Source organism: Natronomonas aquatica (genome assembly GCF_024449025.1).
Classification (GTDB): domain Archaea; phylum Halobacteriota; class Halobacteria; order Halobacteriales; family Haloarculaceae; genus Natronomonas; species Natronomonas aquatica.
In genome coordinates, this window is the sequence record NZ_JAHLKM010000025.1 from 12702 (window position 1) to 35777 (window position 23076).

The 23076-nt window shown below is 64.7% G+C and carries 26 protein-coding genes and 1 pseudogene; 14 read left to right on the forward strand and 13 right to left on the reverse strand.

Annotated elements, in window-relative coordinates:
• Nucleotide 1: 1 nt before the first annotated feature.
• Both KM295_RS13425 and KM295_RS13430 read left to right on the forward strand, forming a co-directional pair.
• The gene (locus KM295_RS13425; protein WP_256030471.1) at nucleotides 2-784 is read left to right on the forward strand and encodes a DUF8168 family protein; all 783 of its coding nucleotides are present in this window, start codon (nucleotides 2-4) and stop codon (nucleotides 782-784) included.
• Nucleotides 781-1689 (forward strand): hypothetical protein, encoded by a 909-nt coding sequence (locus KM295_RS13430; RefSeq protein ID WP_418904805.1) that lies wholly within the window; start codon nucleotides 781-783, stop codon nucleotides 1687-1689. Before KM295_RS13425 ends, KM295_RS13430 begins: the two co-directional genes overlap by 4 nt.
• 128 nt (nucleotides 1690-1817) lie before the next feature.
• On the opposite strand, the gene KM295_RS13435 is transcribed toward KM295_RS13430, so the two are convergent.
• Both KM295_RS13435 and KM295_RS13440 read right to left on the reverse strand, forming a co-directional pair.
• Entirely contained in the window at nucleotides 1818-2558 is a 741-nt protein-coding gene (locus tag KM295_RS13435) for a protein-L-isoaspartate O-methyltransferase family protein (protein WP_256030473.1), read from the reverse strand.
• A gap of 279 nt (nucleotides 2559-2837) precedes the next feature.
• A complete protein-coding gene (locus KM295_RS13440) occupies nucleotides 2838-3578 on the reverse strand; it encodes an Hsp20/alpha crystallin family protein (protein ID WP_256030474.1) in 741 nt (246 codons plus the stop codon).
• A gap of 525 nt (nucleotides 3579-4103) precedes the next feature.
• Between KM295_RS13440 and KM295_RS13445 the strand changes: the two genes are divergently transcribed.
• From KM295_RS13445 to KM295_RS13460, 4 genes are all read left to right on the forward strand, one after another.
• Nucleotides 4104-4274 carry a hypothetical protein gene (locus tag KM295_RS13445; protein WP_256030475.1) on the forward strand — a complete coding sequence of 57 codons (171 nt, stop codon included), beginning with the start codon at nucleotides 4104-4106 and terminating at the stop codon, nucleotides 4272-4274.
• Between the two features lie 183 nt (nucleotides 4275-4457).
• Nucleotides 4458-5945 (forward strand): molybdopterin-dependent oxidoreductase, encoded by a 1488-nt coding sequence (locus KM295_RS13450; protein ID WP_256030476.1) that lies wholly within the window; start codon nucleotides 4458-4460, stop codon nucleotides 5943-5945.
• 43 nt (nucleotides 5946-5988) lie between these two features.
• A complete protein-coding gene (locus KM295_RS13455; RefSeq protein WP_256030477.1) occupies nucleotides 5989-6261 on the forward strand; it encodes an ArsR/SmtB family transcription factor in 273 nt (90 codons plus the stop codon).
• Nucleotides 6262-6273: 12 nt separating this feature from the next.
• Nucleotides 6274-6564 (forward strand): DUF8036 family membrane protein, encoded by a 291-nt coding sequence (locus tag KM295_RS13460; protein ID WP_256030479.1) that lies wholly within the window; start codon nucleotides 6274-6276, stop codon nucleotides 6562-6564.
• A gap of 42 nt (nucleotides 6565-6606) precedes the next feature.
• Here the strand turns inward: KM295_RS13460 and pcm are convergent, their stop codons facing one another.
• Both pcm and KM295_RS13470 read right to left on the reverse strand, forming a co-directional pair.
• Nucleotides 6607-7311: a protein-L-isoaspartate O-methyltransferase gene (gene pcm, locus KM295_RS13465; protein WP_256030480.1), complete on the reverse strand. Its 705-nt coding sequence runs from the start codon at nucleotides 7309-7311 to the stop codon at nucleotides 6607-6609.
• Nucleotides 7312-7321: 10 nt separating this feature from the next.
• Nucleotides 7322-7972 carry an HVO_0476 family zinc finger protein gene (locus KM295_RS13470; RefSeq protein ID WP_256030481.1) on the reverse strand — a complete coding sequence of 217 codons (651 nt, stop codon included), beginning with the start codon at nucleotides 7970-7972 and terminating at the stop codon, nucleotides 7322-7324.
• A 94-nt stretch (nucleotides 7973-8066) separates the two neighbouring features.
• Between KM295_RS13470 and KM295_RS13475 the strand changes: the two genes are divergently transcribed.
• Entirely contained in the window at nucleotides 8067-8840 is a 774-nt protein-coding gene (locus tag KM295_RS13475; protein ID WP_256030482.1) for an FAD-dependent oxidoreductase, read from the forward strand.
• A gap of 266 nt (nucleotides 8841-9106) precedes the next feature.
• On the opposite strand, the gene KM295_RS13480 is transcribed toward KM295_RS13475, so the two are convergent.
• A complete protein-coding gene (locus tag KM295_RS13480; RefSeq protein ID WP_256030483.1) occupies nucleotides 9107-10090 on the reverse strand; it encodes an aminopeptidase in 984 nt (327 codons plus the stop codon).
• 119 nt (nucleotides 10091-10209) lie between these two features.
• Between KM295_RS13480 and KM295_RS13485 the strand changes: the two genes are divergently transcribed.
• From KM295_RS13485 to KM295_RS13495, 3 genes are read left to right on the forward strand one after another with little or no spacing between them, the layout of a single operon-like run.
• Nucleotides 10210-11226: a type II glyceraldehyde-3-phosphate dehydrogenase gene (locus KM295_RS13485; protein ID WP_256030484.1), complete on the forward strand. Its 1017-nt coding sequence runs from the start codon at nucleotides 10210-10212 to the stop codon at nucleotides 11224-11226.
• A gap of 43 nt (nucleotides 11227-11269) precedes the next feature.
• The gene (locus tag KM295_RS13490; protein WP_256030485.1) at nucleotides 11270-11662 is read left to right on the forward strand and encodes an Hsp20/alpha crystallin family protein; all 393 of its coding nucleotides are present in this window, start codon (nucleotides 11270-11272) and stop codon (nucleotides 11660-11662) included.
• A 57-nt stretch (nucleotides 11663-11719) separates the two neighbouring features.
• The gene (locus KM295_RS13495; RefSeq protein ID WP_256030486.1) at nucleotides 11720-12070 is read left to right on the forward strand and encodes a DUF5658 family protein; all 351 of its coding nucleotides are present in this window, start codon (nucleotides 11720-11722) and stop codon (nucleotides 12068-12070) included.
• Here the strand turns inward: KM295_RS13495 and KM295_RS13500 are convergent.
• From KM295_RS13500 to KM295_RS13525, 4 genes and pseudogenes are all read right to left on the reverse strand, one after another.
• Entirely contained in the window at nucleotides 12048-12938 is an 891-nt protein-coding gene (locus KM295_RS13500) for an ATP-grasp domain-containing protein (protein ID WP_256030487.1), read from the reverse strand. The two genes, KM295_RS13495 and KM295_RS13500, sit on opposite strands and share 23 nt — an antisense overlap.
• Before the next feature lie 37 nt (nucleotides 12939-12975).
• Nucleotides 12976-13786: pseudogene (locus KM295_RS17155) on the reverse strand (M14 family metallopeptidase).
• A gap of 100 nt (nucleotides 13787-13886) precedes the next feature.
• Nucleotides 13887-14402 (reverse strand): YbhB/YbcL family Raf kinase inhibitor-like protein, encoded by a 516-nt coding sequence (locus tag KM295_RS13520; RefSeq protein WP_256030491.1) that lies wholly within the window; start codon nucleotides 14400-14402, stop codon nucleotides 13887-13889.
• Between the two features lie 56 nt (nucleotides 14403-14458).
• The gene (locus tag KM295_RS13525; protein WP_256030492.1) at nucleotides 14459-14995 is read right to left on the reverse strand and encodes a MaoC family dehydratase; all 537 of its coding nucleotides are present in this window, start codon (nucleotides 14993-14995) and stop codon (nucleotides 14459-14461) included.
• A gap of 123 nt (nucleotides 14996-15118) precedes the next feature.
• On the opposite strand from KM295_RS13525, the gene KM295_RS13530 reads away from it, so the two are divergent.
• On the forward strand, nucleotides 15119-16324 hold the full coding sequence (locus KM295_RS13530; RefSeq protein WP_256030493.1) for an acyl-CoA dehydrogenase family protein: 1206 nt from the start codon (nucleotides 15119-15121) through the stop codon (nucleotides 16322-16324).
• A 39-nt stretch (nucleotides 16325-16363) separates the two neighbouring features.
• On the opposite strand, the gene KM295_RS13535 is transcribed toward KM295_RS13530, so the two are convergent.
• Nucleotides 16364-17770: an MmgE/PrpD family protein gene (locus tag KM295_RS13535; protein WP_256030495.1), complete on the reverse strand. Its 1407-nt coding sequence runs from the start codon at nucleotides 17768-17770 to the stop codon at nucleotides 16364-16366.
• Between the two features lie 163 nt (nucleotides 17771-17933).
• Between KM295_RS13535 and KM295_RS13540 the strand changes: the two genes are divergently transcribed.
• The gene (locus KM295_RS13540) at nucleotides 17934-19151 is read left to right on the forward strand and encodes an MFS transporter (RefSeq protein WP_256030496.1); all 1218 of its coding nucleotides are present in this window, start codon (nucleotides 17934-17936) and stop codon (nucleotides 19149-19151) included.
• Between the two features lie 78 nt (nucleotides 19152-19229).
• Complete coding sequence (locus tag KM295_RS13545) at nucleotides 19230-20102, forward strand: NAD(P)-dependent oxidoreductase (RefSeq protein ID WP_256030498.1); 873 nt, start codon at nucleotides 19230-19232, stop codon at nucleotides 20100-20102.
• An 8-nt stretch (nucleotides 20103-20110) separates the two neighbouring features.
• Here KM295_RS13545 and KM295_RS13550 read toward each other — a convergent pair whose 3' ends face one another.
• Both KM295_RS13550 and KM295_RS13555 read right to left on the reverse strand, forming a co-directional pair.
• A complete protein-coding gene (locus KM295_RS13550) occupies nucleotides 20111-21199 on the reverse strand; it encodes an Ldh family oxidoreductase (protein WP_256030499.1) in 1089 nt (362 codons plus the stop codon).
• 64 nt (nucleotides 21200-21263) lie between these two features.
• The gene (locus KM295_RS13555; protein ID WP_256030500.1) at nucleotides 21264-22247 is read right to left on the reverse strand and encodes an LLM class flavin-dependent oxidoreductase; all 984 of its coding nucleotides are present in this window, start codon (nucleotides 22245-22247) and stop codon (nucleotides 21264-21266) included.
• Between the two features lie 130 nt (nucleotides 22248-22377).
• Between KM295_RS13555 and KM295_RS13560 the strand changes: the two genes are divergently transcribed.
• Nucleotides 22378-22785, forward strand: a complete 408-nt coding sequence (locus KM295_RS13560; protein ID WP_256030501.1) for a hypothetical protein — start codon at nucleotides 22378-22380, stop codon at nucleotides 22783-22785.
• Nucleotides 22786-22881: 96 nt separating this feature from the next.
• On the opposite strand, the gene KM295_RS13565 is transcribed toward KM295_RS13560, so the two are convergent.
• Nucleotides 22882-23076: citrate/2-methylcitrate synthase (locus KM295_RS13565; protein ID WP_272494416.1), on the reverse strand; the 195-nt coding region annotated here is incomplete at its 5' end.

Sequence of the window (23076 nt, forward strand, 5' to 3'; positions counted from 1 at the left end):
CATGGCAGAGAATGCAACACTCAGTGACTTTGAGGACGACGGCAGCCAAAACGTGATGGTCACGGCTTACCGTCACGATGCCCACAAACTCAACGGAGAATCTCACAGGAATGCACCAGAAACCCTCGACGGTGTGTCTGTCAACCAGACCGTGCCGCTCGGCGCAGACGCCGATGCATCGGCCTTGAGCAGGCCGTCTGGCGACCCCAAAAAAACAGTCGATAATCACGAGACGCACTATCGGCTCTCGCTGTTGACCGGTGAGAGTACCTACGATCCAGACGTGTTCGCTCGTTCGGTACTTTCTGAGGCTATCAGCGGTCTGCTAATCGGCTCGGATCCCCATGCGATGCATCGAACCTGGCTTGCCTCCGATGTGGCCAGCGGCTTCAACGAGAGCGTCTACCATCCGTATACGAGTCTGAAGTACCACACGCTCCTTGTGGCGGCACTGCTTGACAACTACCGCGATGGACACGCCTTCGAGGATCTGTTGTTGATCGTCGATTCTCCACGCGAAATCGAGACGTTACGGACTATCTATACCGGGGACCGGTTCTCATTACGGATCGATACGGAAGCTGATGGCAATCCGTGGGCCCGCCTCGGGAGCCGACCGTGGCGATCGTGGGCATCTACATGGACGCGACTGACAGCTCACCCGCTGGACACTGCCCACAACGAGTACGATCGGATACTGGATGCGAACCTCCGACGAATCTGGAGTTGGTCAACAGCACTCCAGTACATCGAGGATTTCGAACAGTGGGGGATGTCGCCGTGACGCGAATCCAGCAACTACTCTGGGAGTTGGAGATGGATTACATCGGCCATCCCTACTACGTAAGCGGGAACGCGATCTTCCATGCACTCGCCGCTGAACTCGACTACGAGGTCAGTCGGCACCTGCACGCCAGCCACGGTATTTTCGTCCCCGGCGAGTACGGCACCTATCCCGACGAGCACTCTCAGGGTGGGATGAAACCCTACATGGGAACATCACTATCAGATGTCGAAGCATACGACGACCTGTTCCTGTTTCGCCATCCCGATCAGCCGTGGCTGTTGGATAGTCGGGCACGCGACGCCCGCAACACACACGACATCCGTGTTCAACACCGGAACCCAGCATTGGCCCATGAGATGGTCATGGGCCAGCTCGATGACGCCCCCACAAACCGTCAGACATCGACATGGTATCTCCACGCCTACGTGCATGCTGATGACCCGAATGTGCTCCCGCTTGACGAGGCTGCAGTTGATGGCCTCCAGTTCGGCGGCCGACGAAACTACGGCTACGGATTGACTCGGTTACGGGACACACAAGTCATTGATCTGGAGAACTTGGATTACTCACGATTGGACGATGCCGACGAGTATCTTATTGAACTCGTGTCACCGTTCGTGTTGACAAGCGAATATCCAAGGGCCGACGAGGATACTGTTCCGTGGTGGTGGCGTGTTGATCACGATGATGGGCTACGACGTCGTGTCGAGAAAATCGTCAAACAGCGAGATGCGTATCGTCTCGAGACGATCGACCACGGACAGGTAGTCGGATATGCTGGCGAGACGCCAATCAAGACAGCAAAAAAGGGCATTCTTCGTGTCGGTACCCATCGAAAGTATGGATTCGGAGAGTTCCGCGTAAAACCACTCTCTTCCGCAGAACCACACCACGGGAGCTAGTCGATGATGTCAGAACTGACGACCCGGTACTGCCAAAATGGTACGAACTACCAGGTTCAGCGGATGAATGCCGCGTTAGAGTCTGGCCCTTCGCGACTGTGTCAAGCTCATCGAGTTCACAAATATATCTAAACCTTCCCGTCCCAGTCGATCCAGTTTTGCTCCCAGCCCTTCCGGCGCTCGGCGGCCCGGCGGGCGTGTTCGCGGTCCTCCCGTCGGGTCCGGTTCCGCTCGACGGTGTCGGCCTGCTCGCCCTCGACGAGCATCGGGTGGAAGGCGACGGTCCCGTACTCGGCGACCCGCTCGCCGCCCTCGATGGCGACGAGCTCCTGTCCGCCGCCGCCGAGCGGCATGACGAGCCGGCCTCCCGCGGCCAGCTGTTCGAGGAGCGCCCGCGGCGGCTCGACGGCCGCCGCCTCCAGTAGAATCCGGTCGTATGGGGCGTACTCGGCCAGCCCGCGGGCGCCGTCCCGGCGGTCGACGAGGACGCCCGGATACCCAGCGGTCGAGAGGTTCGAGCGGGCCTCATAGACCAGTCGCCGAGTGATGTCGATCGCGTGGACGTTGGCTTCCTCGGTGAGTTCCGCCAGTACCGCCGCGGTGTAGCCGACGCCCGCCCCGACGACGAGAACGGTATCGTCGGGCTCGGGCGCGAGCGCCTCGAGCAGCCGGCCGGCCGCGCTCGGCGAGAGCACGCGGGTGCCCAGCCGCTCGAACGATCGGTCGGCGTAGGCGACGGACTCGTCTTCGACGAACGGCTCTCGCGGTACCGACCGCATCGCCGCGCTGACCTGCTCTGAGCTGACGACGGCCTTGGCCTCGTGTTCGAGGCTGTCGACCATGTCGTCGCGAAGCACCGCGGGGTCCATATTTCCGACTCCGTGCCGGAGCCTATTCAATCGAGCGCAAAGAGAGCGTAGTTCTCGTGTGGGTCGTTTAGCTCCGTTTCTGTGTCCGGATTCGATCGTGTCTGTCGCTATTGTATCTGCCCTGTCGAGTAGCAACCTCTAAGCAACGGTAAGGCGACACTGATTTTGAAACCACACGGCTCGACCGCTGATGAACCGACTTACATTCGGCTTGCATACTAAGTCGCCGCTATTCAACGGAGCATCAAAAAGAGGATAGAAGGGATAGACTGCTACGGTTCACTGAACCCCTATCTGCTTTTGTGATTCGGACTCGGTCTTCGGAAGGGTGATTTCGACTACTCCGTTGTCCCAGCTTGCGGACGCGTCGTCCACGTTACACTCAGCGGGCAATTGAATCTGTCTTTGCATGACTTTTCCACGCTCAGACATAACTGGGGCCCCCTGCTGGTCTTCTTCGTGGCTGCTGATACGCTCAGCAGACAGCGAAATAGTGCTATCATTCGCTCGAACGTCGATCGAGTCACTGTCCACTCCGGGCAAATCGGCCAAAATCAACACCTCATTGGGACGTTCTATCACGTCAACCGCCGGAGAGTATTGCTGCTGTGATAGCGTCCGTGCCTGCTGCTGTTCGAACGCAGAGAGTTGTGGTGATGTCGCCTGTTGACTGAACGACGGGGACGCCTGTTGGCTCTGTGCTTGAGACGTTTGCTGTTGTGGTTGTAGTTGCTCGGCTTGCTGTGTTTGCGCTGGCTGAGCCTGTTGACCAGCTTGTTGCTGTGCCTGTACTCGGCCGGCCTGTCGTGATTGGGCCTGTTGAGCCTGTTGTGCCTGTGTTTCCGTCAGGGGCTGGCCTGAGAGTGCAGCTTGGTACCCTGATTGGGTAACGCCTATTGATTCCACAGCCGCCTTCGCTGCCTGTGCAGCGATATTCGACACGAGAGCCGTCAGTTCCTCTTGACTCTGCGAAGCGACTCCTTCGTTGCGGGCCGTTGAAGTCGTGCCATACTCTAACATGGCAACTAGTCGTTGGATTACTATTGAATGAATTATCACCCTCGTGTGCCAACCGAATTAAGTCAACTGCCCCGCGAAAAAGCGGTGCTCGCGTCCGCAGACAGAATTTGCGTATGCGTATGTTGTAGAGTATGGGATTAGCGTATGGTGCACTGAGTACGAGATTGCTGCACTGGATGTCGGGTATCTCGTCCACTACCGCTGGGCAAAACCAATTACAACCGCGAACAACGCACCCATTCGAGCGAAGTGCTATACGCAGCGGTAGCTGTTAGAAACGACGTACAAGACTGTCAAGCGAACGCAGGACCGCCCTGCGTTCGCGATTCTGGTACCGCCAGTTCCGTGAGATCGTTCTTCTGTTCGCTCTCGGCAATCTCAATAAACTCACCAAAACGCTATGATCCGACTCACCTCCTGCATTTTCAATAGAGCACTCAGCAGCTGAGTAGAGCAGAAAGATCTATTTTCAATCTCTGTGTGTCGCCCCGGATGGTTATGTTTGATATCTCACGCCGACGGTTCGTGACACTGACAGGTGGCACCGTTCTCGTCGCTCTAGCTGGGTGTTCTGGCCTCGGAGATAGCGACGACGACGATTCGATAGACGGTGGTTCGATGGATGATGGGTCGATGGACGATAGGTCGATGGACGATAGGTCGATGGACAACGAAACGATGGACGATGATGGATAATAACCAATATCTGACAGGAAACGATTCGGCCGATATCCACAACGTTCGCCGATGGCGGGTGTATCTATCGGCCGTATCCGACAGCGCATTCCTCCGAGAGCAGACGACTGAAATCACCGAACTGGGACGAAATCTAGACGGAATTCGCAAAACATCCTTTAAATATCGGACCGGATGACGAGTATGAACAAGTACCTCCGGGATCTGGAATCCCTTTCGTTCAGCGACCTCCTGTTCGCCGTCCTCGCTGGAGTCACGGGCGTCGCGGGATCGTACGCTGCCGCGGGGTACACCCCACGGTTCATCGTCGCTCCGATAGACGCCACAGTCGTCCGCCTGACGCCCGGAAGCGTCGTCACCTTCGTGATTCAGAACGTCGGTGAAGCGGGGCATCTCCTGCACATCGCGCTCTCGTTTGTCGTCGCGATCGGATTGCTCGCGTTGACAGCGATTCTAGGACTTTACATCGGTCAGCGATTCGACCGCCCGGTGGTCGGTATCGGTCTGGCGGGCGTCCTCGCGTGGGGCCTTACCAGTTCGATTACGGCACAGCCATCACTCGCGGTGGGTACTGCTGTCCCCGTCACGCTGTGGACTGCTATCGGATCTACGTCGCTTTTCTCCCCTGCCCACGATCCGTCCCGCCGCCGGGTGCTCGCCTCGAGCGCAGGCGCCCTCGCATTCATCGGTGCGTCTTTTGGCTTCGGGCAGTTGTTGCGGGACACCGAAACCGACAACAGCGGTACAGCGGAAATGGACGATGAAGTCGCCACGCTCATGCAGGACGCCGAGGCGAAGTCACTCGGTATCGAGGGTGACATTCCAGGCCTCGTGAGTTCGTTTGAGGAGTTCTACAACGTCGACATCGCGGAGTTCGATCCGGAACTGTCCCCCGAGGACTGGTCGCTGACGATCACCGGGGAAGTCGGGGCGGACGTTACGGTCACGTTCGATGAACTGACCGACATGCCGACCGAGCGTCGTTTCGTAACCCTCCGGTGTGTCGGCGAGGATCTCAACGGACAGAAACTGGACACCGCCGTTTGGACGGGGACGCCGATCAAGCCGCTGCTCGAGGAAGCTGATCCCGGGGGCGAGTGTGGCTGTGCGATGCTTCGGGCAGCGGACGATTACTTTGTCCAGTTCCCGATCGAAGCACTCGAGGATGGCTTCCTTGCCTGGGGGATGAACGGTCAGTCACTCCCACAGTCTCACGGCCATCCCGTTCGCGTATTGATCCCCGGTCACTGGGGCGAGACGAACGTCAAGTGGCTCTCCGAGATCGAGTTACTCGACGAGGAGATGGATGGGTACTGGGAACAGCGCGGGTGGCACGGAACCGGCCCGGTGAACACCGTGGCCAAACTCTGGAGTACCACCACACTCGAAGACGGAAGCGTCGAGATAGCCGGCCACGCCTACGCCGGGACACGTGGCGTCGAACGCGTCGAGGTTTCGATCGACGGCGGCGAAACCTGGCGGAACGCGGAGCTATCGGAGCCGCTACCCGGGGACGATGTGTGGCGACAGTGGCGCTACGAGTTCGAACCTGACGGGAGCCATGACGTCGTCGTGCGGGCGACCGACGGAACAGGAACCGTCCAGCCGGAAGACCGGTCGGACTCGTTCCCGAGCGGGGCCACCGGCTGGGTACGAAAGACGGTCAACTGATGATCACCGAATTGATAATCGTAGGATACGTCGTCAGGGACGGATGGAAAAGGCACTCTGGTATCTTCTCGTCGGAACTCGTGGCGGCGAGAACCGTGCGCGGATCATCGCCGCACTTGACGAGCGGCCCCGGAACGCCAATCGACTTGCAGAGTGCCTCGACGTCGATTACAACACCGTGAGACACCACCTTGATATGTTACAGGAACACGACGTGATCGAATCCGGCGGCGAGGAATACGGCAAGCTGTATTTCCTGACCGATCGCTTCGAACAGCATCGAGAGACGTTCGAGACCGTTCTGGAGGCGATGTGAATGGCCGGGTCGATGGGAACTTGGATACTGGTCGCGACCGCCTTCTCGGTCGTGAACGTGCTCTTCTTGATGATCTTAACGGTCATCTGGGTGCGCAACTACCGAACGTTCGGATCGGGGATGACCGCAGGGCTGGCCGTGTTCGGTAGTACGATGATCTTAGAGAATTTCGTGGCTGTCTATTTCTTTTTCAGTAGCGGGATGCTCTATGTGGATTCTCCGGGTGTCCAACAGTCGGTAGCAACCCTTCGTGCTCTGCAGACGATCGCGTTAGCGTTCCTGACCTACGTCACCGCAAAGTAAGCTGTTTTGGGTGGCGATTCGATAGCAGAAACCCTCTCAGCGTTATTCACCCTGCATCGTGACGAACCGGACGGCCCCGTGGCGTTCCCGGTCGAGCCCATCGTCGGCCTTCTCGGCACGGACGAGCGTCTGCCGGCCCGTCCCGACCGGGGCGACGAGGCGCCCCCCGACCCGGAGCTGTTCGACGACCGGATCCGGGAGGTCGGGGGCCGCACAGGTGAGGTAGGCCGCGTCGTAAGGCGCGTTTTCGGCCCACCCCTCGGCGCCGTCGCCGACCCGGACGTGGACGCCGCCGTAGCCGAGACGTTCGAGCCGCTCGCGGGCCTCGGCGGCCAGCGACTCGACGTACTCGACGCTGTAGACGTTTCCGGCGCCGACGATCTCTGCTGTCACGGCGGCGTGATAGCCACAGCCGGTCCCGACTTCCAGCACCGAATCGCCCGCCTCGAGTTCGAGGTGGTCACAGATGATCCCGACCATGTGTGGCGCCGAGATCGTCTGGCCGGCCCCGATGGGGAGCGGCCGGTCGGCGTAGGCTGTCTCGCGACGCGATTCGGGGACGAACTCGTGTCGCGGGACGGCACGCAGGGCCTCGATCGTTTCCTCGCGTTCGATCCGGCCGGCCCCGAGGAGCGAATCGACCATCCGGTCGCGGGCCGCCCCGAAGTCCGCCTCGGTCCCGTCCCTGTTCCGGTTCCCGTTCCCGTTCCCGTTTCCGTTCTCGGAGTCGCGTCCGAAAAGCGTCATCGCGCTACCATTACCAGCCCGACCACGCCCGCGTCTGTGCGTCCTGATCGCGCGCGTAGAGTCGTTTGATGTCCTTTGCCAGGACCGCATCGCCGGCGAAGTCGTACCCCTCGCGTTCGTACCCCGTCGCGTCATCCCGGACGAGGATCCGTTCGACTTCGAACTCCTCGCCGCCGTACTCGTGGGTCCGGCCGACGACGAACTCCTCGTCGCCGGGGACCTGAATGCGGACGCTCCGGGTCTCGTCGTGGTAGCCGTCCTTCGGGTGCAGCGTCAGGTTCACCGAGACGTTCCCGACCGCCCGGGTCCAGAGCGTCTTGACGTCGCTGGCCTCGGCCTCGTCGACGCGGGCGCCGTCGACCGACTCAAGCGAGGTGATCCGCGCCGTCAGGATGGCCTCGTCGGTCTCGACGAGGAACTCGTCGCCGGCTTCGAGCGTCTCCTCGGGCGGGATCTCGACGCGTGCCTCGGTCGATTCGTCGTCCTGTGAGACGATGACCCGCCGGTCGACCGTCGACTGTTCGTCGATGGTCGTCTTGTGGACGTGGCCGCACTCGCCACACTGGACGGTCGCCTGCCCCCCGCGGTTGAGTATTTCGTGGGCCGTCTCCGCGGCCGGCGAACAGGACGGACAGCGAACCGCGACGCGCTGGTGACTCATTACCGCCGAATTGGCCGTCCGGACGTATAACAGTTCTCGGTGATCCGATCAGTTTTATGCGCCGCCGAACCCCCGATGAAGATACGGCGATAGTATGACCACGACACCAGCGGAGGACTCCACGACCGACTCGGCGTCGCTCGACGACTACGATGTCGTCATCGTCGGCGGCGGCGTCGCCGGGCTCTCGGCGGCCATCTTCACCGCGCGCCACGGACTAGACACGCTCGTCGTCGATTCGGGGGAGTCGATCCTCCGACGGAACGCCCACCTGGAGAACTTCCCGGGATTCCCGGCGGGGGTCAATCCCCGCCAGTTCCTCGATTTGCTCGACGAACAGGCCGACAGAGCCGGTACACACCGCCTCGAGGCGACCGTCACCCGCGTCGAACGGGTCGAAGACGGCTTCGCCGTCGGTACGGCTGACGGGGACCGGATTCGGACCACCTACGCTGTCGCGGCGACGAAAAACGAGGTCGGCTATCTCGAGGATCTCGACGGCGTCGGCGTCATCGACCGCGGGAAGACGTTCCTCGACACCGACGAACGCGGCCGTACCGGTGTCGACGGGCTGTACGCTGCGGGACGGCTCGCCGAAAAGCCCCATCAGGCGGTCGTCTGTGCGGGTCACGGGGCGGAGGTCTCGATCACGCTCCTGGAGGACGACGATCGCTCCTTCTATCACGACTGGGTCGCCCCCGAGGGCTACTTCACCGATCGCGGGCGTGATCTCCCGCCCGGGTGTGAGGAGATCGACGAGCCCGAGCGTGCCGAACGGGAGGCCACCTCGCTCGGCGTGATGCGCGAGCGCTTCGCCGAGACTCACCCCGACGAGCAGGTCACCCACCCGAGCCTCCGAGAAGACTGACATCTTTCACACGGCAAAAGTCGTCAGGTACCCCCACTGGGCCCGCCTGAACGGCGGTTTCGAGAACTTGCCCGGGACACCCGAAGCGTCCCAGCTGGCGATCTCAGTGGATCTATCACAGAAAACTCAATCATAGACCTAACGGACGAATAGTATGGGGCAGGAGACACTAACAGCTTATCGTAGTTGTACGCCCGTCGTTGATACACTCGACCTACCGACCCCAAGCCGGTCTTCGAACCCTCCCTCGCCTGATCCGGCGGCCGTCACTCGACGGTCGGCAACTCGATCTCCTCGCCGTCGACGAACACCGTCGGCTCCCGGATGATGCCGTCGCTGTGGATCGGCGCGTCGGTGTCGCCGCCGATGCCCGCGTCGTCGCCGATCGCGATGTGAACCGTCCCGCCGGCCTTCTCGTCGAGAAGGACGCTGCCGAGGAGTTCGGTGACGCCGATGTTCGTCCCGATCCCCAATTCGGCGACGTTGTAGGCGTCCCGGCCGACCTCCTCTGCGGCCGCCTCGACGTCCGAGCGGACGGCGTCGTCCGAGATCTCGGTCACGTAGCCGTCTTCGACCTCGATGGTGACCGTCTGGCCGTCCGCGAGTTTCCCGTGGGGGCGGATCGTCCCGTCGACGACGTAGGTGCCGTCGGCCGACTCGGGGCTGATGAACACTTCGCCGGCCGGCAGATTCGAGAAGGCGCCGGGGTCGTGGACGATCCCGGTGTCCTCCCGCCACGACCGATCGCCCACCTGTAAGGTGATGTCGGTTCCTTTCGGGGACGTGACTCGGATCTCTTCTGCGCCTTCGACCCGTTCGAGCATCGCTGCACACTCGGCGGCGATCGCGTCGTAATCGGCGTCCAGCCCGACCGTGAACACCTCTTCGGTGATCCCCGGTAGCGTCGCTCCGCGGACGCCCGCGTCCGTCGCATCCGACCGGGCGCGAGTGTGTGAGATGCTCTTGGTCGTCGGCGCGAGAAAGGCGTCGGCCTCCCCGAGTGCCGCCGCGACGGGGGCGGGCGGTTCGGCGCCGTGTTGTGGTCCCGGCGGATACCGGACGATCGTGGCGTCCTCGGTCGCCTCGAGTGCGGCCCCGTAGATCGCCTCGCCGATGGGGGCGCGTTTGTCGTCGGTGACGACGACGCAGGTCTCGCCGTCCTCGACCGCGAGACACTGCCCGATGGCTGTCTCGGCCGCCGCTTCGACCGCCTCGGGATCTTCGATCGTGAGTTCCTCGGACTCGCTCATGGCTCCCGGTTGGGCGGGCGACCGGAAAGACGTTCCTGTCCGGCAGCAGTCGGGACCCGCCCCGGTTCACCGACGCCGCGGAGAGAAACGGTTATTCCCGTGGATGGCGACCCACGAGTATGAACGTCCAGGTCGCGGTCAACGGCTACGGGACCATCGGGAAACGGGTCGCCGACGCCGTGACGCTCCAGCCGGACATGGAGCTGGTCGGGGTCGCGAAAACGCGCCCGAACCACGAGGCGGAACTCGCCGAATCGAAGGGGTATCCACTCTATGCGGCCATCGAGGACCGGATCGACCTGTTCGAGGAGGCGGGGATCGAACTCGCCGGCACCGTCGACGAGCTGGTCGCCGCCGCCGACGTCGTCGTCGACGCCTGTCCCTCCGGGATCGGCGCCGAAAACAAGTCCCTCTATGAGGACCACGACACGCCGGCGCTGTATCAGGGCGGCGAGGACGCCGATCTGGTCGACACCTCGTTCAACGCCCGCGGGAACTTCGCCGACGCGGTCGGTGCCGACCACGTCCGCGTCGTCTCCTGTAACACGACCGGGCTCTCGCGGTTGCTCGCGCCGCTGGAGGCGGAATACGGCGTCGAGAAGGCCCGGGTGACGCTGATCCGCCGGGGCGGGGATCCCGCCCAGAGCGGCCGCGGGCCGATCAACGATATCCTGCCGAACCCCGTACATCTCCCCTCTCACCACGGTCCGGACGTGAACACGATCTTCCCCGATCTGGACATCGACACGCTGGGGTTGAAGGTGCCCGCGACGCTGATGCACACCCACTCGGTGAACGTGACGCTCGAATCGACTCCCGACGCCGACGCGGTCGCGGAGTTACTCGAGGGAGAAAGCCGGATCTTCCTGATCCCCGAAGGCTCCGATATCGACGGTGCGGGCGCGCTCAAGGAGTTCGCGATGGATCGCGGCCGCCCCCGGGGCGACATCTGGGAGAACTGCATCTGGCGGGAGTCGGTCTCGATGGAGGGGTCGGACCTGTATCTCTTTCAGGCGATCCACCAGGAGTCGGACGTCGTCCCCGAGAACGTCGACGCGATCCGTGCGGTGACGGGCGCCGCCGACGCCGAGGAATCGATCGCCCGGACCAACGAGACGGTGGGTGTCGGTTTTTGACCCCGACAGAAGGCTTTTGACTGCGTCTCCCGTATCGAACCGTATGCGACGTGACGACCGCGACGATCCGTTCGACGATATCTTCAGCGAGATCGAACGCATGATGGAAGGGATGGCCGGCGGGTTCGACGCCGGCGACGCCGGCTTCGGCGGCGACGCCGGCTTCGGCGGCGACGCCCACGTCTCCGTCTACGAGACCGAAGAGGAGATCCGTGTCGTCGCTGACCTCCCCGGCGTCGAGAAAGAGGACATCCGGATCAAATGCGACGGCCGCCACGTCACGATCTCGGCCTCGACGGAGACCAGCGAGTACGAAGAGCGCATCGAGCTGCCCGCCCGGGTCGACGAGCACTCGGCGTCGGCGTCGTTCAACAACGGCGTCCTCGAGATCGAACTCGACCGCACCGGCAGTTCGGCCGATATCGATCTCTCCTGACCGGTCGCGGTCGCGTGCCTTTTTGTTCCCGCCCGTCTCTTCGCTGGAACCGAGACCATGAGCCGCGCACGCGAGTGGTATCGGTGGGAACGACGGGCGGCGACCGAACTGTACCTCCTGTGGGGACTGGCGGCGATCTTCTACGGCGGCGGCGACGTCCTGACGACGATCGTCCTCGTCTATGCGGTCCCGGGGGTCGGCGAGGCGAACCCGTTCGTCCACTGGGGGCTCGCTACCTTCGGGATCCCCGGGCTGGTCGCGATGAAACTGTCCGTTTTCGGGCTGGGGGTCTCCCTGAGCTGGGTCGGCCTCGAATACCGCGATCGGCTCCTGTACTACGCGCCGCCGCTCTGTATGTTCCTCTTCGGGCTCGGTGCGACCGTCGTCAACCTCCGTCTGATCCTCTGAGGGGGTCGTCGGCCGTCCGCCGGATCAGCCCCGCCAGCCGGTCGTAAAACCCCGACTCGTACTTCGTCGCCGTGTCGACGGTCGGGCGGGCGTTCGTCTCGTTGACGACGGCCCGATCGCCCGAGACGAGGATGTCGACACCCAGCCAGTCGATCCCGAGTTCCCGGGCGGCCGTCTCGGCGAGTTGCCGGAGATCGGTCGGGAGATCGACGCCCTCGGCGGTCGCGCCCCGATGGACGTTGTGTTTCCAGCGTCCGGCTTCCCGATCGGCCGCCGACAGGCGCCGTTCGACCGCGCCGGCGAACTCGCCGTCGACGACCATCGCCCGGATATCGCGGGCTTCGGGGAGGAACTCCTGGAGGAGAAACGAGCGGTCGTCGGCCGCCCGGTAGTCGTGGACCAAAGCGAGGTAATCACAGATCCCGAGAAACGAATCGAGATCGCCCGCCTTCGCGATCCCGACCCCGCGGGTCGTCGAGTTGGGCTTGACGACGACGGGCGGCTCGAACCGCTCGAAGGCCGCCCGCAGTTCCGGTTCGCCGGCCGGATTCGAGACGTAGACGGTCTCGGGCGTCGGTACGCCCGCCCGCCCGAGCCGGGCCAGCGCCCCTGCCTTGTTCCGGCTTCGGAGGACCGCGTCCCGTCCGTTGACCCACGGGACGTCCAACAGCGCGTCAGCGACGCCGCCCTCCATCAGTCGGGAGGGGTAGACGAACCCGGCGTCGAATTCCGTTCCGGCCAGCGGCTCCGAGAGCGGCTGGACCCGTTCGGTCGTCGGGACGTGGACCGCTTCGATCCCCCGATCGGCGAGCGGCTCGGCGATCCGATCGAGCGTTTCGGCGTCCGTCGCGACCGCGAGCCGGAGCATACCCCAATCTGGGCGCGGGGATCCTTGAACGCGCCGGTCACTCGGCGTCCGGCGGCTCGATCGATCCGCCGAACGAGCCGTAGATCCCGAAGATGTCCTCGTAACCGTGTTCGCTCGCCAGGATCGGCACGACGCCCTCCTCCTCGACTCGGTGGGTGTAGGTGTCGTCGCGGGCGAAGACACCCCCTTTCGGGATCTCCTCGAAGTTGGCGTAGTACACGTTGGGGCTCGCCGCCTCCCTTCGGTACCTCCTCGTGGCCCTTCGCGACCCGCGTCTCGGTGAACGTCGGCTCTTCGTCGGCCAACTGTCCGTGGGCCCGGAGGAACGAAAGCGCCGCCTCGTACCCGAACTCGGCGGCCTCGTCGCTGCCCTGCCGGCCGGCCTCCAGCGAGACCGTGTGGGCGAGCACCGAATCGAGCGTCGTCCCCCGAAGCTCGCTCGAATCGACGGCGTACTCGACGGGGAGCCCCGTTACCGTCCGCCGGACCGACTCGGTGAGCTGGCTGAATATCGCGAACGGCGGCGGCGCGCTGTGGGAGGTATGAAGCGCGAGGATCGCCTCCGCTCCGGAGAGTACCTCGATCAGCCGCGCGGCCAGCGCCGACTCGTAGACGTCGCCCGTGTCGTCGCCGGGGAAGGTCCGGTTCAGATCCACCTCCCGGTAGCGCTCGCCGGCCTCGAGGGCCGGCTCGTTGGCGATCACAAGCTGTACCGTTCCGCCCGTATCCCCGTCAGGTAGCCGCTCTGCGAGCCGTTCGATAGCCCGCACGCCGGCCGGTTCGTCCCCGTGGATTCCCCCCACGATCGCGACGCGGGGCCGTCCCGCGCCGCGTTCGATCACCTCCATACACGACGGTACGGGTGCGTCAACTATAGACAACTGCCCGTTCCGCCCCGGCCCGAAGTCACCCGTCCGATCCCGAAAGCAAAAAAGCGACTGTTTGGGGTCAGAACGCCGTCCCCTGGGAGGGCTCGTACTGGCCGACGAGCTGTGTCGAGGCGAGGACCTCGGCCTCCATCCCGGCGGTCATGTCGACGACCGCCTTCCGGGCCTCCGGCTCGAGCCCGAGTTCGGAATCGAGCGCGAGCAGTTTGAACCGGTACCGGTGGGCCCCGTCCGGCGGCGAGGGGCCGCCGAAATCCGCCTCGACGAAGTCGTTGTACCCGACCGTCGCGCCGTCTGCGGCCGGATCCCAGTCGCGCGGGATCGTCCCGACGTCAGGAGCGATGTCCCACACCAGCCAGTGGTCGAACGTGAACCCGACGGCCCCCTTGGCGTCGGGGTCGTCGACGACGAGCACGAGCGACTCGGCTCCCTCGGGGACGTTCTCGATCCGCAGTTCGGGGTTCTCGTTTTCGTTCACGTAGCCGACGTAATCGGGCATCCCCTCGTCGTCGTCGAAGTCGGTCGCGGTTATCGATAGTATCCCTTGCTGTTCGAGATCGTCTTCGAGGAGCGACATCTCTCTTTGCCTCCGTAGGCGGTGACTTTACGAGGGAAAATAAATTTTAGTATCTGTTAGCCGGACGCCCCTTCGCTGTCCGTGACGTCCCCCGGGCTACCCTTCTCGCGGGTCGGGATCAACATCGTGCGCTCGAACTGCATCACGATGTCGCCGTCCTGGTTGTGGGCGGTCGTCTCGACGGTGACGATCCCGTCGCCCTCGCGTGATTCGCTCGGGCGCTTGTCGAGGACCTCGCTTTGGGCGTAGAGGGTATCTCCGTGAAAGACCGGGTTGGGCATGACGATGTTGCTCCACTCGAGGTTGGCGACGGTCTTGTGGCTCACGTCGCTGACGGTCATCCCCGTCACGATCGCGAGCGTCAGCGTGGAGTTGACCAGACACTCCCCGAACTCCGTGTCCTTCCCGTATTCGTCGTTGAAGTGCAGCGGGTGGGTGTTCATCGTCAACAGCGTAAACCAGACGTTGTCCGTCTGGGTGATCGTCCGGCCGGGGCGGTGTTCGTAGATGTCGCCGACCTCGAAGTCCTCGTAGTAGCGGCCGTAGTCCTCCCGATACCGGTTCTCGCCGACCTCGATCACGTTGCGGACCATAGATACGTCCGGCCGGTCCGAGCAAGCGAGCATAAAGCCATCGACGACGCCGGGTACGCCGAAACGACCAGACGGGGCGCCGGGAGCGGTACATTCATTTCGCCGCTATCCGTCGTAGGGGTGATGGCAAGCGTTTCATGGGACTTCACCCCACTGTCCTCCGAGCAGGAGCTGATCAAGCGCGAGATCGGCCGGATCTGCGGGGAGTTCGACGCCGAGTACTGGCGCGAACACGACAAAAACAAGGAGTACCCCCACGAGTTCGCCGACCTGCTCGCGGAGAACGGCTGGCTCGGCGCTTTGATACCCGAGGAGTACGGCGGCGGCGGCATGACCACCGACGAGATGGTCGTGATGATGGAGGAAATCGCCGCAAGCGGCGGCGGCTTCGGCGCCACGCAGGCGATCCACGGCGCGATCTACACCTCCCGTCCGCTCGTCGAACACGGCGGCGAGCGTATCAGAGAGGAAATCCTCCCGAAGCTCGCGACGGGCGAGAAGACGATCCAGTCGCTCGGGCTCACGGAGCCGAACGCGGGTTCGGAGTCGACGGCCATCGAGACGGAGGCCGAACGCGACGGCGAGGAGTACGTCGTCAACGGCCAGAAGATCTGGACCTCCCGTCTCGACGTCTCGGATTACCTGCTCTTGGTCGCCAGAACGAAGCCCCGCGAGGCGGTCGAAAAGAAGACCGACGGCATCTCGATGCTGCTCGTCGACGTCGAGGACGCCAGATCCCAGGACGCCCTCGAGATGAAGCCGATCGAGAAGACCTCGACGAACCTCTCGAGCGCCTTCGAGGTGTGGCTCGAGGACCTCCGGGTCCCCGTCGAGAACGTCATCGGCGACGAGCACGCGGGCTTTTATAACCTCCTCGACGGGCTCAACGACGAGCGGCTCGTCATCGCCGCCGAGTGTGTCGGCCACGCGAAACTCGCGATCGACCGCGCCGTCGAGTACGCGAACGAACGGGAGGTGTTCGACCGGCGGATCGGCTCGAACCAGTCGATCCAACACCCCCTCGCCGAGGCGTACATGCGGACGCTCTCGGTGAAACAGACCGTCTACCGGACGGCCGAGATGATGGATTCGCTGAACAGAGAGCAGGTCGGGACGCTGGCGAACGCCTCGAACTACCTCGCCTCCGAGCTCGCCTTCGACGCCTCGGACGCGGCCGTCCAGACGTTCGGCGGGTTCGGGATCGCCCGCGAGTACGACGTCGAGCGGATGTTCCGGGACGCCCGGCTCGCGAAGATCGCGCCGATCTCACAGCAACTCGCGTTGAACTACGTCGGCGAGAAGGCGCTGGGCCTCCCGCGGTCGTTCTGACCGTTCGCTCCGGTCGTCCCCGCGTCCGACCGTTTTAGATCAGTCGTCGGCGACGGCTTCGTTTCGCGATTCCGCGAGAAGCGGTGCGGTGAGTTCTTCGACGCGCTCGTCCTCCAGCGAGCGGACGCGCTCGAGGAACTCATCGGCGGCCGCCGAGGGGAGATCGACGGTGAGGTCTCCGTATTTCTCGGTCACGTCGTCCCACGACATCCGGTTTTCGGGCTCGCCGTTGGCGTACTCGACGTGCGTTTCGAACGTTTCCCCGGCCGTCTCGATCGTGACGTCGGCACACCACATCTCGGGGTACGCCTCGTTTACCGCCGCGGACGATCGGACGTCGGTCGTCCGCATGATCCGGCCGAACTCCTCGGTGTAGCCGTCGCTCCATTCGATGAACGAATCGACGGTCGCCTCGCCCGCGACGGCGGCCAGCGCGACCCCGAAGGGCATACTGAACTGTGCGTCGACGAACGACTGGGGGTTCTCCTTTCGCTCGGCCGGCCGCCCGACGAGCTCTATGCCCGGATCGGCGATCTCGACGGTCGCGCTCTCGATGTCCTCGGGGGCGATCGAAGCTTCCTCGAGGATCCCGAAGACGCCGTCCAGCGGGGCGTGCATGTACCGACAGCACGGGTACGGCTTGATGCCGGTCCGGTAGAGCTCGTACTCCTCGCCGAGTCCCTCGGTCGCCAGCTCCGGTTTGGGATCGTCGCTGTAGGCGTTGAGGAAGCCGTCCTCGCCCTCGATCGGGGCCTCGGAGCCGTAGAAGCCGGCCTCGGCGAACCGGGCGGCGAGGATCCCCGAGTGGGCCGCCAGCCCGGGGTGGGCGCGTTTGTTCCAGGAGCCGTTCGCCAGGTACTGCTGGGAGCCGGCGGCCTGGCTGCCGTTGAGCCCGAAGGCGTTCGCCAGCCCCCCGGCATCGAGGCCGGCGATCTTGCCGGCGGCGGCCGTCGCGGCGAAGGTCCCACACGTCGCGGTGATGTGGAACCCCCGATCGTAGTGGGAGGCGGGGTCGACCGCCTGCCCGAGCCGGCAGTTTACCTCGTAACCGGCGACGATGGCGGCGAGCAGTTCCTCGCCGCCGACGTCCCGCTCGACCGTCTCGGCGGTCGCGATCGCCGCGGGGATGACCGAGGCGCCGGGGTGGTGTGAGGCGCCGCGGTGGGTGTCGTCGTAATCGAGGCTGTGGACGAGCGCCCCGTTCAACAGCGCGGCGTACTCGGGTTCCAGCGTCTCACCCGTCGCGAAGACGGTCGCTTCCCCGCCGTCGGCCAGCGAGTCGACGCCGTCGACGAACGCGTCGCTGGATCCGGCCCGCGATCGCGCGCCGATCGAGACCCCGATCGCATCGAGCGTCAGTTTCTTCGCGTAGTCTACGACCTCCTCCGGGAGGTCGTCGTACGCCAGCTCGGTCACGTATTCGGCGTACGTCGTGGTGATCGTCATAGTTCCAGTGTCTCGCAGGATCCGTCTTAGCGTTTGGGGTCGTTGCTCACCGACGGGTCGAGGTCCGACACGATGGAGCCTGTCCCCCGCCCGTTCGGCTTCCCGATCCCCCGAGGCGTCGAACAACGGTTTTTTATTGTATCGGTCTACGGAGTAGAACAAAATGGACCTCCTCGGCGGCGGCAAGTGGCGTGCGCTCTTTCTCGTCGGGCTCGCCGAACTGTTCGTCATGACGCTTTGGTTCAGCGGCACGGCGGTCGGCCCCGAACTGGCCGACGCCTGGGGGCTGACGCCGACCGAGACGGCGTGGCTGACGAACGCCGTCCAGCTCGGGTTCGTCGTCGGGGCGATCCTCTCGGCCGTGTTTACGATCGCGGACGTCATCCCCCCGCGGTATCTCGTGGCTGGGTGTGCGTTCCTCGGCGCCGGGGCGACGGCGGTCATCGCCGGCGTCGTCGAGAGCGGCCCGCCGGCGATCGCCCTCCGGTTCGTCACCGGCGTCGCCTTGGCCGGCGTCTACCCGATCGGGATGAAGATGATGTCCTCGTGGTTCATCCGGGGTCGCGGGCTCGCCATCGGCGTCCTCGTCGGCGCGCTCACCGTCGGCTCGGGCGCTCCCCACCTGTTGCGGGCCGTCGGCGGGATCGGCGACCCCGACCGCGTCCTGTACGCCACCGCCGTGATCGCGACGGTCGGCGGCCTCCTCGCGTTGCTGTACGAGGACGGCCCCCACCAGCCCGAGACGGCGCCGTTCGACCCCGGCGCCGTCCGCCGGATGCTCTCGGACCGTGGCGTCGTCCTCGCGAACCTGGGGTACTTCGGGCACATGTGGGAACTGTACGCGGTCTGGACGTGGGTCCCGGTGTATCTCCTCGCCAGCCTCGAGGCCGGCGGGACGCCGACCCCCGAACGGTGGGCCGCGCTGCTCGCGTTCGGGACGATCGCGATCGGCGGACTCGGCGCGTGGCTCGCCGGGTCGGCCGCCGACCGGATCGGCCGATCGATCGTCACCAGCGGCTGTATGGTCGTCTCGGGGGCCGCGTGTCTCGCCGCCGGACTGGTGTACGGTGCCTCGCTCGCGGTGATCACGCCGTTCGTGCTCGTGTGGGGCTTTTTCATCGTCGCCGATTCCGCGCAGTTTTCGGCCGCCGTCTCCGAACTCGCCGACGACAGCTACGTCGGCTCCGCGTTGACCCTCCAGACCGCCGTCGGCTACCTCGTCACGATCGCCTCGATCCAGCTGATACCGTTCGTCCGGGACGCCGTCGGCTGGCGGTGGGCGTTCGTGCCGCTCGCTCTCGGCCCGCTCGTCGGGACGGTCGCGATGCTCCGGCTCCGGGTCCGGCCGGAGGCCGACCAGCTGGCTGGCGGCCGAGGGTGAGGATCCGCTCGCGATGTCGCCGCGCCGTGCGGTAGCGGATACCAAACCGTTTTGCCCCGGACCCGAGAGGGGAGTAGTATGCCATCGCTCGGATTCATCGGCCTCGGTTCGATGGGCGGACCGATGGCCCGGAACCTGGTATCGGCCGGACACGGCGTGACCGCTTTCGACGTCGATCCGCCCGCCATCGAGGCGGTCGCCGAGGCGGGCGCGACCGCGGCGTCGTCGGCCGGCGAGGCGGCGGCGGGCGCCGACGTCGTGTTTCTCTCGCTGCCGGGGCCGGCCAACGTCGAAGCGGTCGTCGACGAGATCGCGGCCGACCTCCGGGAGGGATCCGTCCTCGTCGATCTCACGACGTCGACGCCCGGGACGACGAACGACGTCGCCGATCGGCTCGCCGACCGCGGCGTCGACGTCCTCGGCGCGCCGGTAAGCGGCGGCGCCTCCGGGGCACGTGACGCGACGCTCTCGATCATCGTCGGCGGCGATCGGGCGGTCTTCGAGGCCTGCGAGCCGCTTTTCCGGGACATCGGGACGGACGTCTTCCACGTCGGCGAGGAGCCGGGCCACGGCCACGCCGTCAAACTCCTCAACAACTACCTCTCGAACGTCGCGCTGATCGCGACCTCGGAGGCGGTCATCCTCGGCGATCAGGCCGGCCTCGATCGGGAGACGCTCGTCGACGTCTTCAGCGTCTCAAGCGGGCGCAACAGCGCCAACCAGGACAAGATTCCCGACCACGTCCTGACCGGCGGGTACGACATGGGCTTCAAACTCGGGCTCATGGAGAAGGACATGCGGCTGCTCTCGGAGTTCGCTGGCGATCAGGGGATCCCGATGCTTCTCGGCCACCTCACCCGCGACATCACGGGCTATGCGAAGACCAAGAAGGGCTACGACGGCGATATGACCCGCGTCTATGATTTCCTCGAGGAGCTGATGGTCGAGTAGGCGGACTCTCAGAACAGCGGCGTCCCGACGCCGCGCGTTTCGGCCAGTTCGGTGAGCGCCTCGATCGCCCCGTCCGTGAGGGGGATGCCCTCCGACTCGCGGCGGCGGCGCGTGTCGTGTTCGGGTTCGCCCGGCATGAGCGCCCGATCTCCGTCCGTGGAGACGCCCGTCTCGACGGCCGAGGGGTACGCCGCGTTCCGGACCTGCCCGTGGACGGTCCGGATCACGCCTTCGATCTCCGCCCGGGTGGAGAACCGCTGTGGGTCGACGAAGACGAACATCCCCGCGTTGTTCACGTGGTCGTTGTCGTCGTCGCCGACGACCTCCCCGCGCCCGATGATGCCGCCGAACAACTCGGCACACAGCGCCAGCCCGTATCCCTTCCGTCCGGCCGTCCGCCCGCCGAGCGGTAACAGCGCGCCAGCCCCCTCCTCGAAGGCGACCGCGTCCTCGACGTGTGTCCCCGCTTCGGTGACCGTCCACTCCTCGGGGATCGTCCCCTCGTCGACGGCGCGTTTGGTGATCTTCCCGTGGGCGACCTGACTCGTCGCCATGTCAAGGACGATCGGGAACTCCAGGGCGTCGAACGTCGGGATCCCGACGGTGACCGGGTTCGTCGCGAAGACCCGATCGGCGCTCCCCGGTGGCGCGACCGTCCGGGCGGTTCCCCCGCTGTTTACGAACCCCAGCGAGACGAACCCCTCCTCGGCGGCCCGCTCGGCCCACTCGCCGACCCGCCCGAGGTGGGTGCCGCCCCGGACGCCGACGACGGAGACGCCGGCCGCCTCGGCGCCCTCGAGACCGGCGTTCACGATACGCTCGCCGGTGAGCTGTCCGAACGCCCGGTTCCCGTCGACCGAGGCGACCGCCGGCGAGTGTCGCTCGACATCGGGCGTCGCCGTCGGGTCGATCGCCCCGTCCTCGATCATCGCCTCGTAAGTCGTCGAGAGCCGGATCACTCCGTGGGAGTTGTGCCCGCGGATCTCCGCGCCGACGAGCGAGGCCGCGACCGACGCCGCCTCCGGCTCGGGCATCCCGAACGCCTCCAGCAGTTCCGCCGTGACGTCCAGGAGCGTCTGTGGTGACACACGTCGCATAGGCCCGGGTAGTGGGGAGGGTATTAAATAAGTATGCGATCGGCTCACGAACGGACTGGGGCGCTCAGACGTTCGGGATGACCTCATCACCCAGCAGTTCGATGCACTCGACGGCGGCGTCGTGGTCCATCCCCGGCCAGTGGAGCCGCGGAACGATGTACTCGGCGTCGAGCTCCGCCCCGTAGCGTTCGATCTCCGCACAGATCTCGGCGGGCGTCCCGAGCAGGAACCGGTCTTCGGCCAGCTCCTCGAACGGTCTGTGGAGGTCCGTTTCGTCCTCCATCGCCTCGTCTTGTCCCCACTCGATGTACCGCTGGTACTTCGAGAACAGGTGCTCGCGGGCGGTCTCGATGGCCGCCCCGTGGGTCTCGGCGACGAACGTCTCCCGGATGATCGGCACCCCGGTGTCCTCGCCCCGCTCTTTTCTGATCTCGTCGTAGTCGGCTTTCAGCTCCCCGATCTCCGCAACCGTCGAGTGGGGGTTGACGAACCACGCATCGCCCATCCGGGCGGCTCGCCGGACGGCCGATCGGGTGTTGGCCGCGATCCACACCGGCGGCCGTTCGTCGGGTCGGGGGTTGATCGTGACGCCGTCGACAGCGTAATACTCCCCCTCGTAGACGACGTCCTCCTCGGTCCAGAGTCGCTTCATCAGCTCGATCCCCTCCTCGAAGCGTCCGGCGCGTTCGGATTTCGGCACCCCGAAGCTGTCGAACTCGACGTCCCGGTAGCCGATCCCGACGCCGGCGACCGCCCCCGCCGACATCGCATCCAGCGTGGTGAGCTGTTCGGCGATCTCGATCGGGTGGTGCAACGGGAGCAACGAGATCCCCGGGCCGACCGTCATCGACCCCGCCTCGGCCGCGAGCCGCGAGAGCAACGGCAGCTGCTGGAGCTGGACGTAGTCGGCCAGGTAGTGTTGGCCGGTCGTGAGCATATCGAAGCCGGCCTCGCGGGCCGTGATCGTCTGGTCGACCAGCCCCGCGAACAGTTCCTCCGCGGACCGGTTCCCTGTCGTCTGACAGTTGAGATACAGCCCGAACTTCATGGGTGATCGGCCCCTCGCAACCTCCGATAAAAAACCCTTCCCGGGCGGTCGCCGCGTCTATTCCCCGAGCGTCGCGCTCTGTCTTCCTCCGGGAGAACTCTTCATTACGGCTCCAGTTCACACCCACACGATGTTCCCGGGATTCGAACGGAGGCGGATCGACCTCGCGGACGCGGAGATCAACCTCGAGGAGGACTGGCAGCGGTTTTCGGCGTACCTCGACGCCCAGGGCACCGATCCCGCCTCGATGGACCGGGTGGCGCTGCAGTACCTCCATCTCGTCACCGACGAGGACCCCGAAACGGCCCGCCAGGCCCAACTGGGGGTGTACGATAACCTGCTCGGCGTGGACCGAACCGTCGAACACGCGGCGGAGAACTGGCTCACCGGCACGATCGAGGAGGTACAGGCGACCCTCGCCGAGTACGACCGGCTCGGCTTCGACGAGGTCCTCCTCCACCCGATGAGTACACAGCCGGCAGAACTGGACCGACAGCTCCGGCTGTACCGGCGGCATCTGCTGTCGGAGTATCAGTAAAACGAGCGGTTCGGTTCGGAAACGAACAGAGAGAGAAAACAGAGGCGAGAGAAAGAAATGAGCGCCGGGATACTCCCAGCAGTCGGCGGCCAGCGTCTATCGGTTTTCGAGCGGTGTGACGGTACGGTCGGTTTCGCCCACATAGCGGGCTCGCGGCCGGATCAGTCGGTTATCTTCGTACTGTTCGAGGATGTGCGCGATCCATCCGCCCACCCGGCTCATCGCGAAAATCGGCGTGTAAATGTCCACCGGAATCCCCATCTGATAGTACATCGACGCCGAGTAAAAATC

Coding starts and splice junctions, on each gene's coding strand:
- KM295_RS13425 (WP_256030471.1), top strand. CDS start 2: ATGGCAGAGAATGCAACACTCAGTGACTTTGAGGACGACGGCAGCCAA.
- KM295_RS13520 (WP_256030491.1), bottom strand. CDS start 14,402: ATGTCGCTCCTCGAAGACGATCTCGAACAGCAAGGGATACTATCGATA.
- KM295_RS13495 (WP_256030486.1), top strand. CDS start 11,720: ATGAGCCGCGCACGCGAGTGGTATCGGTGGGAACGACGGGCGGCGACC.
- KM295_RS13550 (WP_256030499.1), bottom strand. CDS start 21,199: ATGCGACGTGTGTCACCACAGACGCTCCTGGACGTCACGGCGGAACTG.
- KM295_RS13545 (WP_256030498.1), top strand. CDS start 19,230: ATGCCATCGCTCGGATTCATCGGCCTCGGTTCGATGGGCGGACCGATG.
- KM295_RS13455 (WP_256030477.1), top strand. CDS start 5,989: ATGGAAAAGGCACTCTGGTATCTTCTCGTCGGAACTCGTGGCGGCGAG.
- KM295_RS13555 (WP_256030500.1), bottom strand. CDS start 22,247: ATGAAGTTCGGGCTGTATCTCAACTGTCAGACGACAGGGAACCGGTCC.
- KM295_RS13540 (WP_256030496.1), top strand. CDS start 17,934: ATGGACCTCCTCGGCGGCGGCAAGTGGCGTGCGCTCTTTCTCGTCGGG.
- pcm (WP_256030480.1), bottom strand. CDS start 7,311: ATGACGCTTTTCGGACGCGACTCCGAGAACGGAAACGGGAACGGGAAC.
- KM295_RS13535 (WP_256030495.1), bottom strand. CDS start 17,770: ATGACGATCACCACGACGTACGCCGAATACGTGACCGAGCTGGCGTAC.
- KM295_RS13475 (WP_256030482.1), top strand. CDS start 8,067: ATGACCACGACACCAGCGGAGGACTCCACGACCGACTCGGCGTCGCTC.
- KM295_RS13450 (WP_256030476.1), top strand. CDS start 4,458: ATGAACAAGTACCTCCGGGATCTGGAATCCCTTTCGTTCAGCGACCTC.
- KM295_RS13530 (WP_256030493.1), top strand. CDS start 15,119: ATGGCAAGCGTTTCATGGGACTTCACCCCACTGTCCTCCGAGCAGGAG.
- KM295_RS13525 (WP_256030492.1), bottom strand. CDS start 14,995: ATGGTCCGCAACGTGATCGAGGTCGGCGAGAACCGGTATCGGGAGGAC.
- KM295_RS13500 (WP_256030487.1), bottom strand. CDS start 12,938: ATGCTCCGGCTCGCGGTCGCGACGGACGCCGAAACGCTCGATCGGATC.
- KM295_RS13480 (WP_256030483.1), bottom strand. CDS start 10,090: ATGAGCGAGTCCGAGGAACTCACGATCGAAGATCCCGAGGCGGTCGAA.
- KM295_RS13460 (WP_256030479.1), top strand. CDS start 6,274: ATGGGAACTTGGATACTGGTCGCGACCGCCTTCTCGGTCGTGAACGTG.
- KM295_RS13560 (WP_256030501.1), top strand. CDS start 22,378: ATGTTCCCGGGATTCGAACGGAGGCGGATCGACCTCGCGGACGCGGAG.
- KM295_RS13485 (WP_256030484.1), top strand. CDS start 10,210: ATGAACGTCCAGGTCGCGGTCAACGGCTACGGGACCATCGGGAAACGG.
- KM295_RS13470 (WP_256030481.1), bottom strand. CDS start 7,972: ATGAGTCACCAGCGCGTCGCGGTTCGCTGTCCGTCCTGTTCGCCGGCC.
- KM295_RS13490 (WP_256030485.1), top strand. CDS start 11,270: ATGCGACGTGACGACCGCGACGATCCGTTCGACGATATCTTCAGCGAG.
- KM295_RS13435 (WP_256030473.1), bottom strand. CDS start 2,558: ATGGACCCCGCGGTGCTTCGCGACGACATGGTCGACAGCCTCGAACAC.
- KM295_RS13440 (WP_256030474.1), bottom strand. CDS start 3,578: ATGTTAGAGTATGGCACGACTTCAACGGCCCGCAACGAAGGAGTCGCT.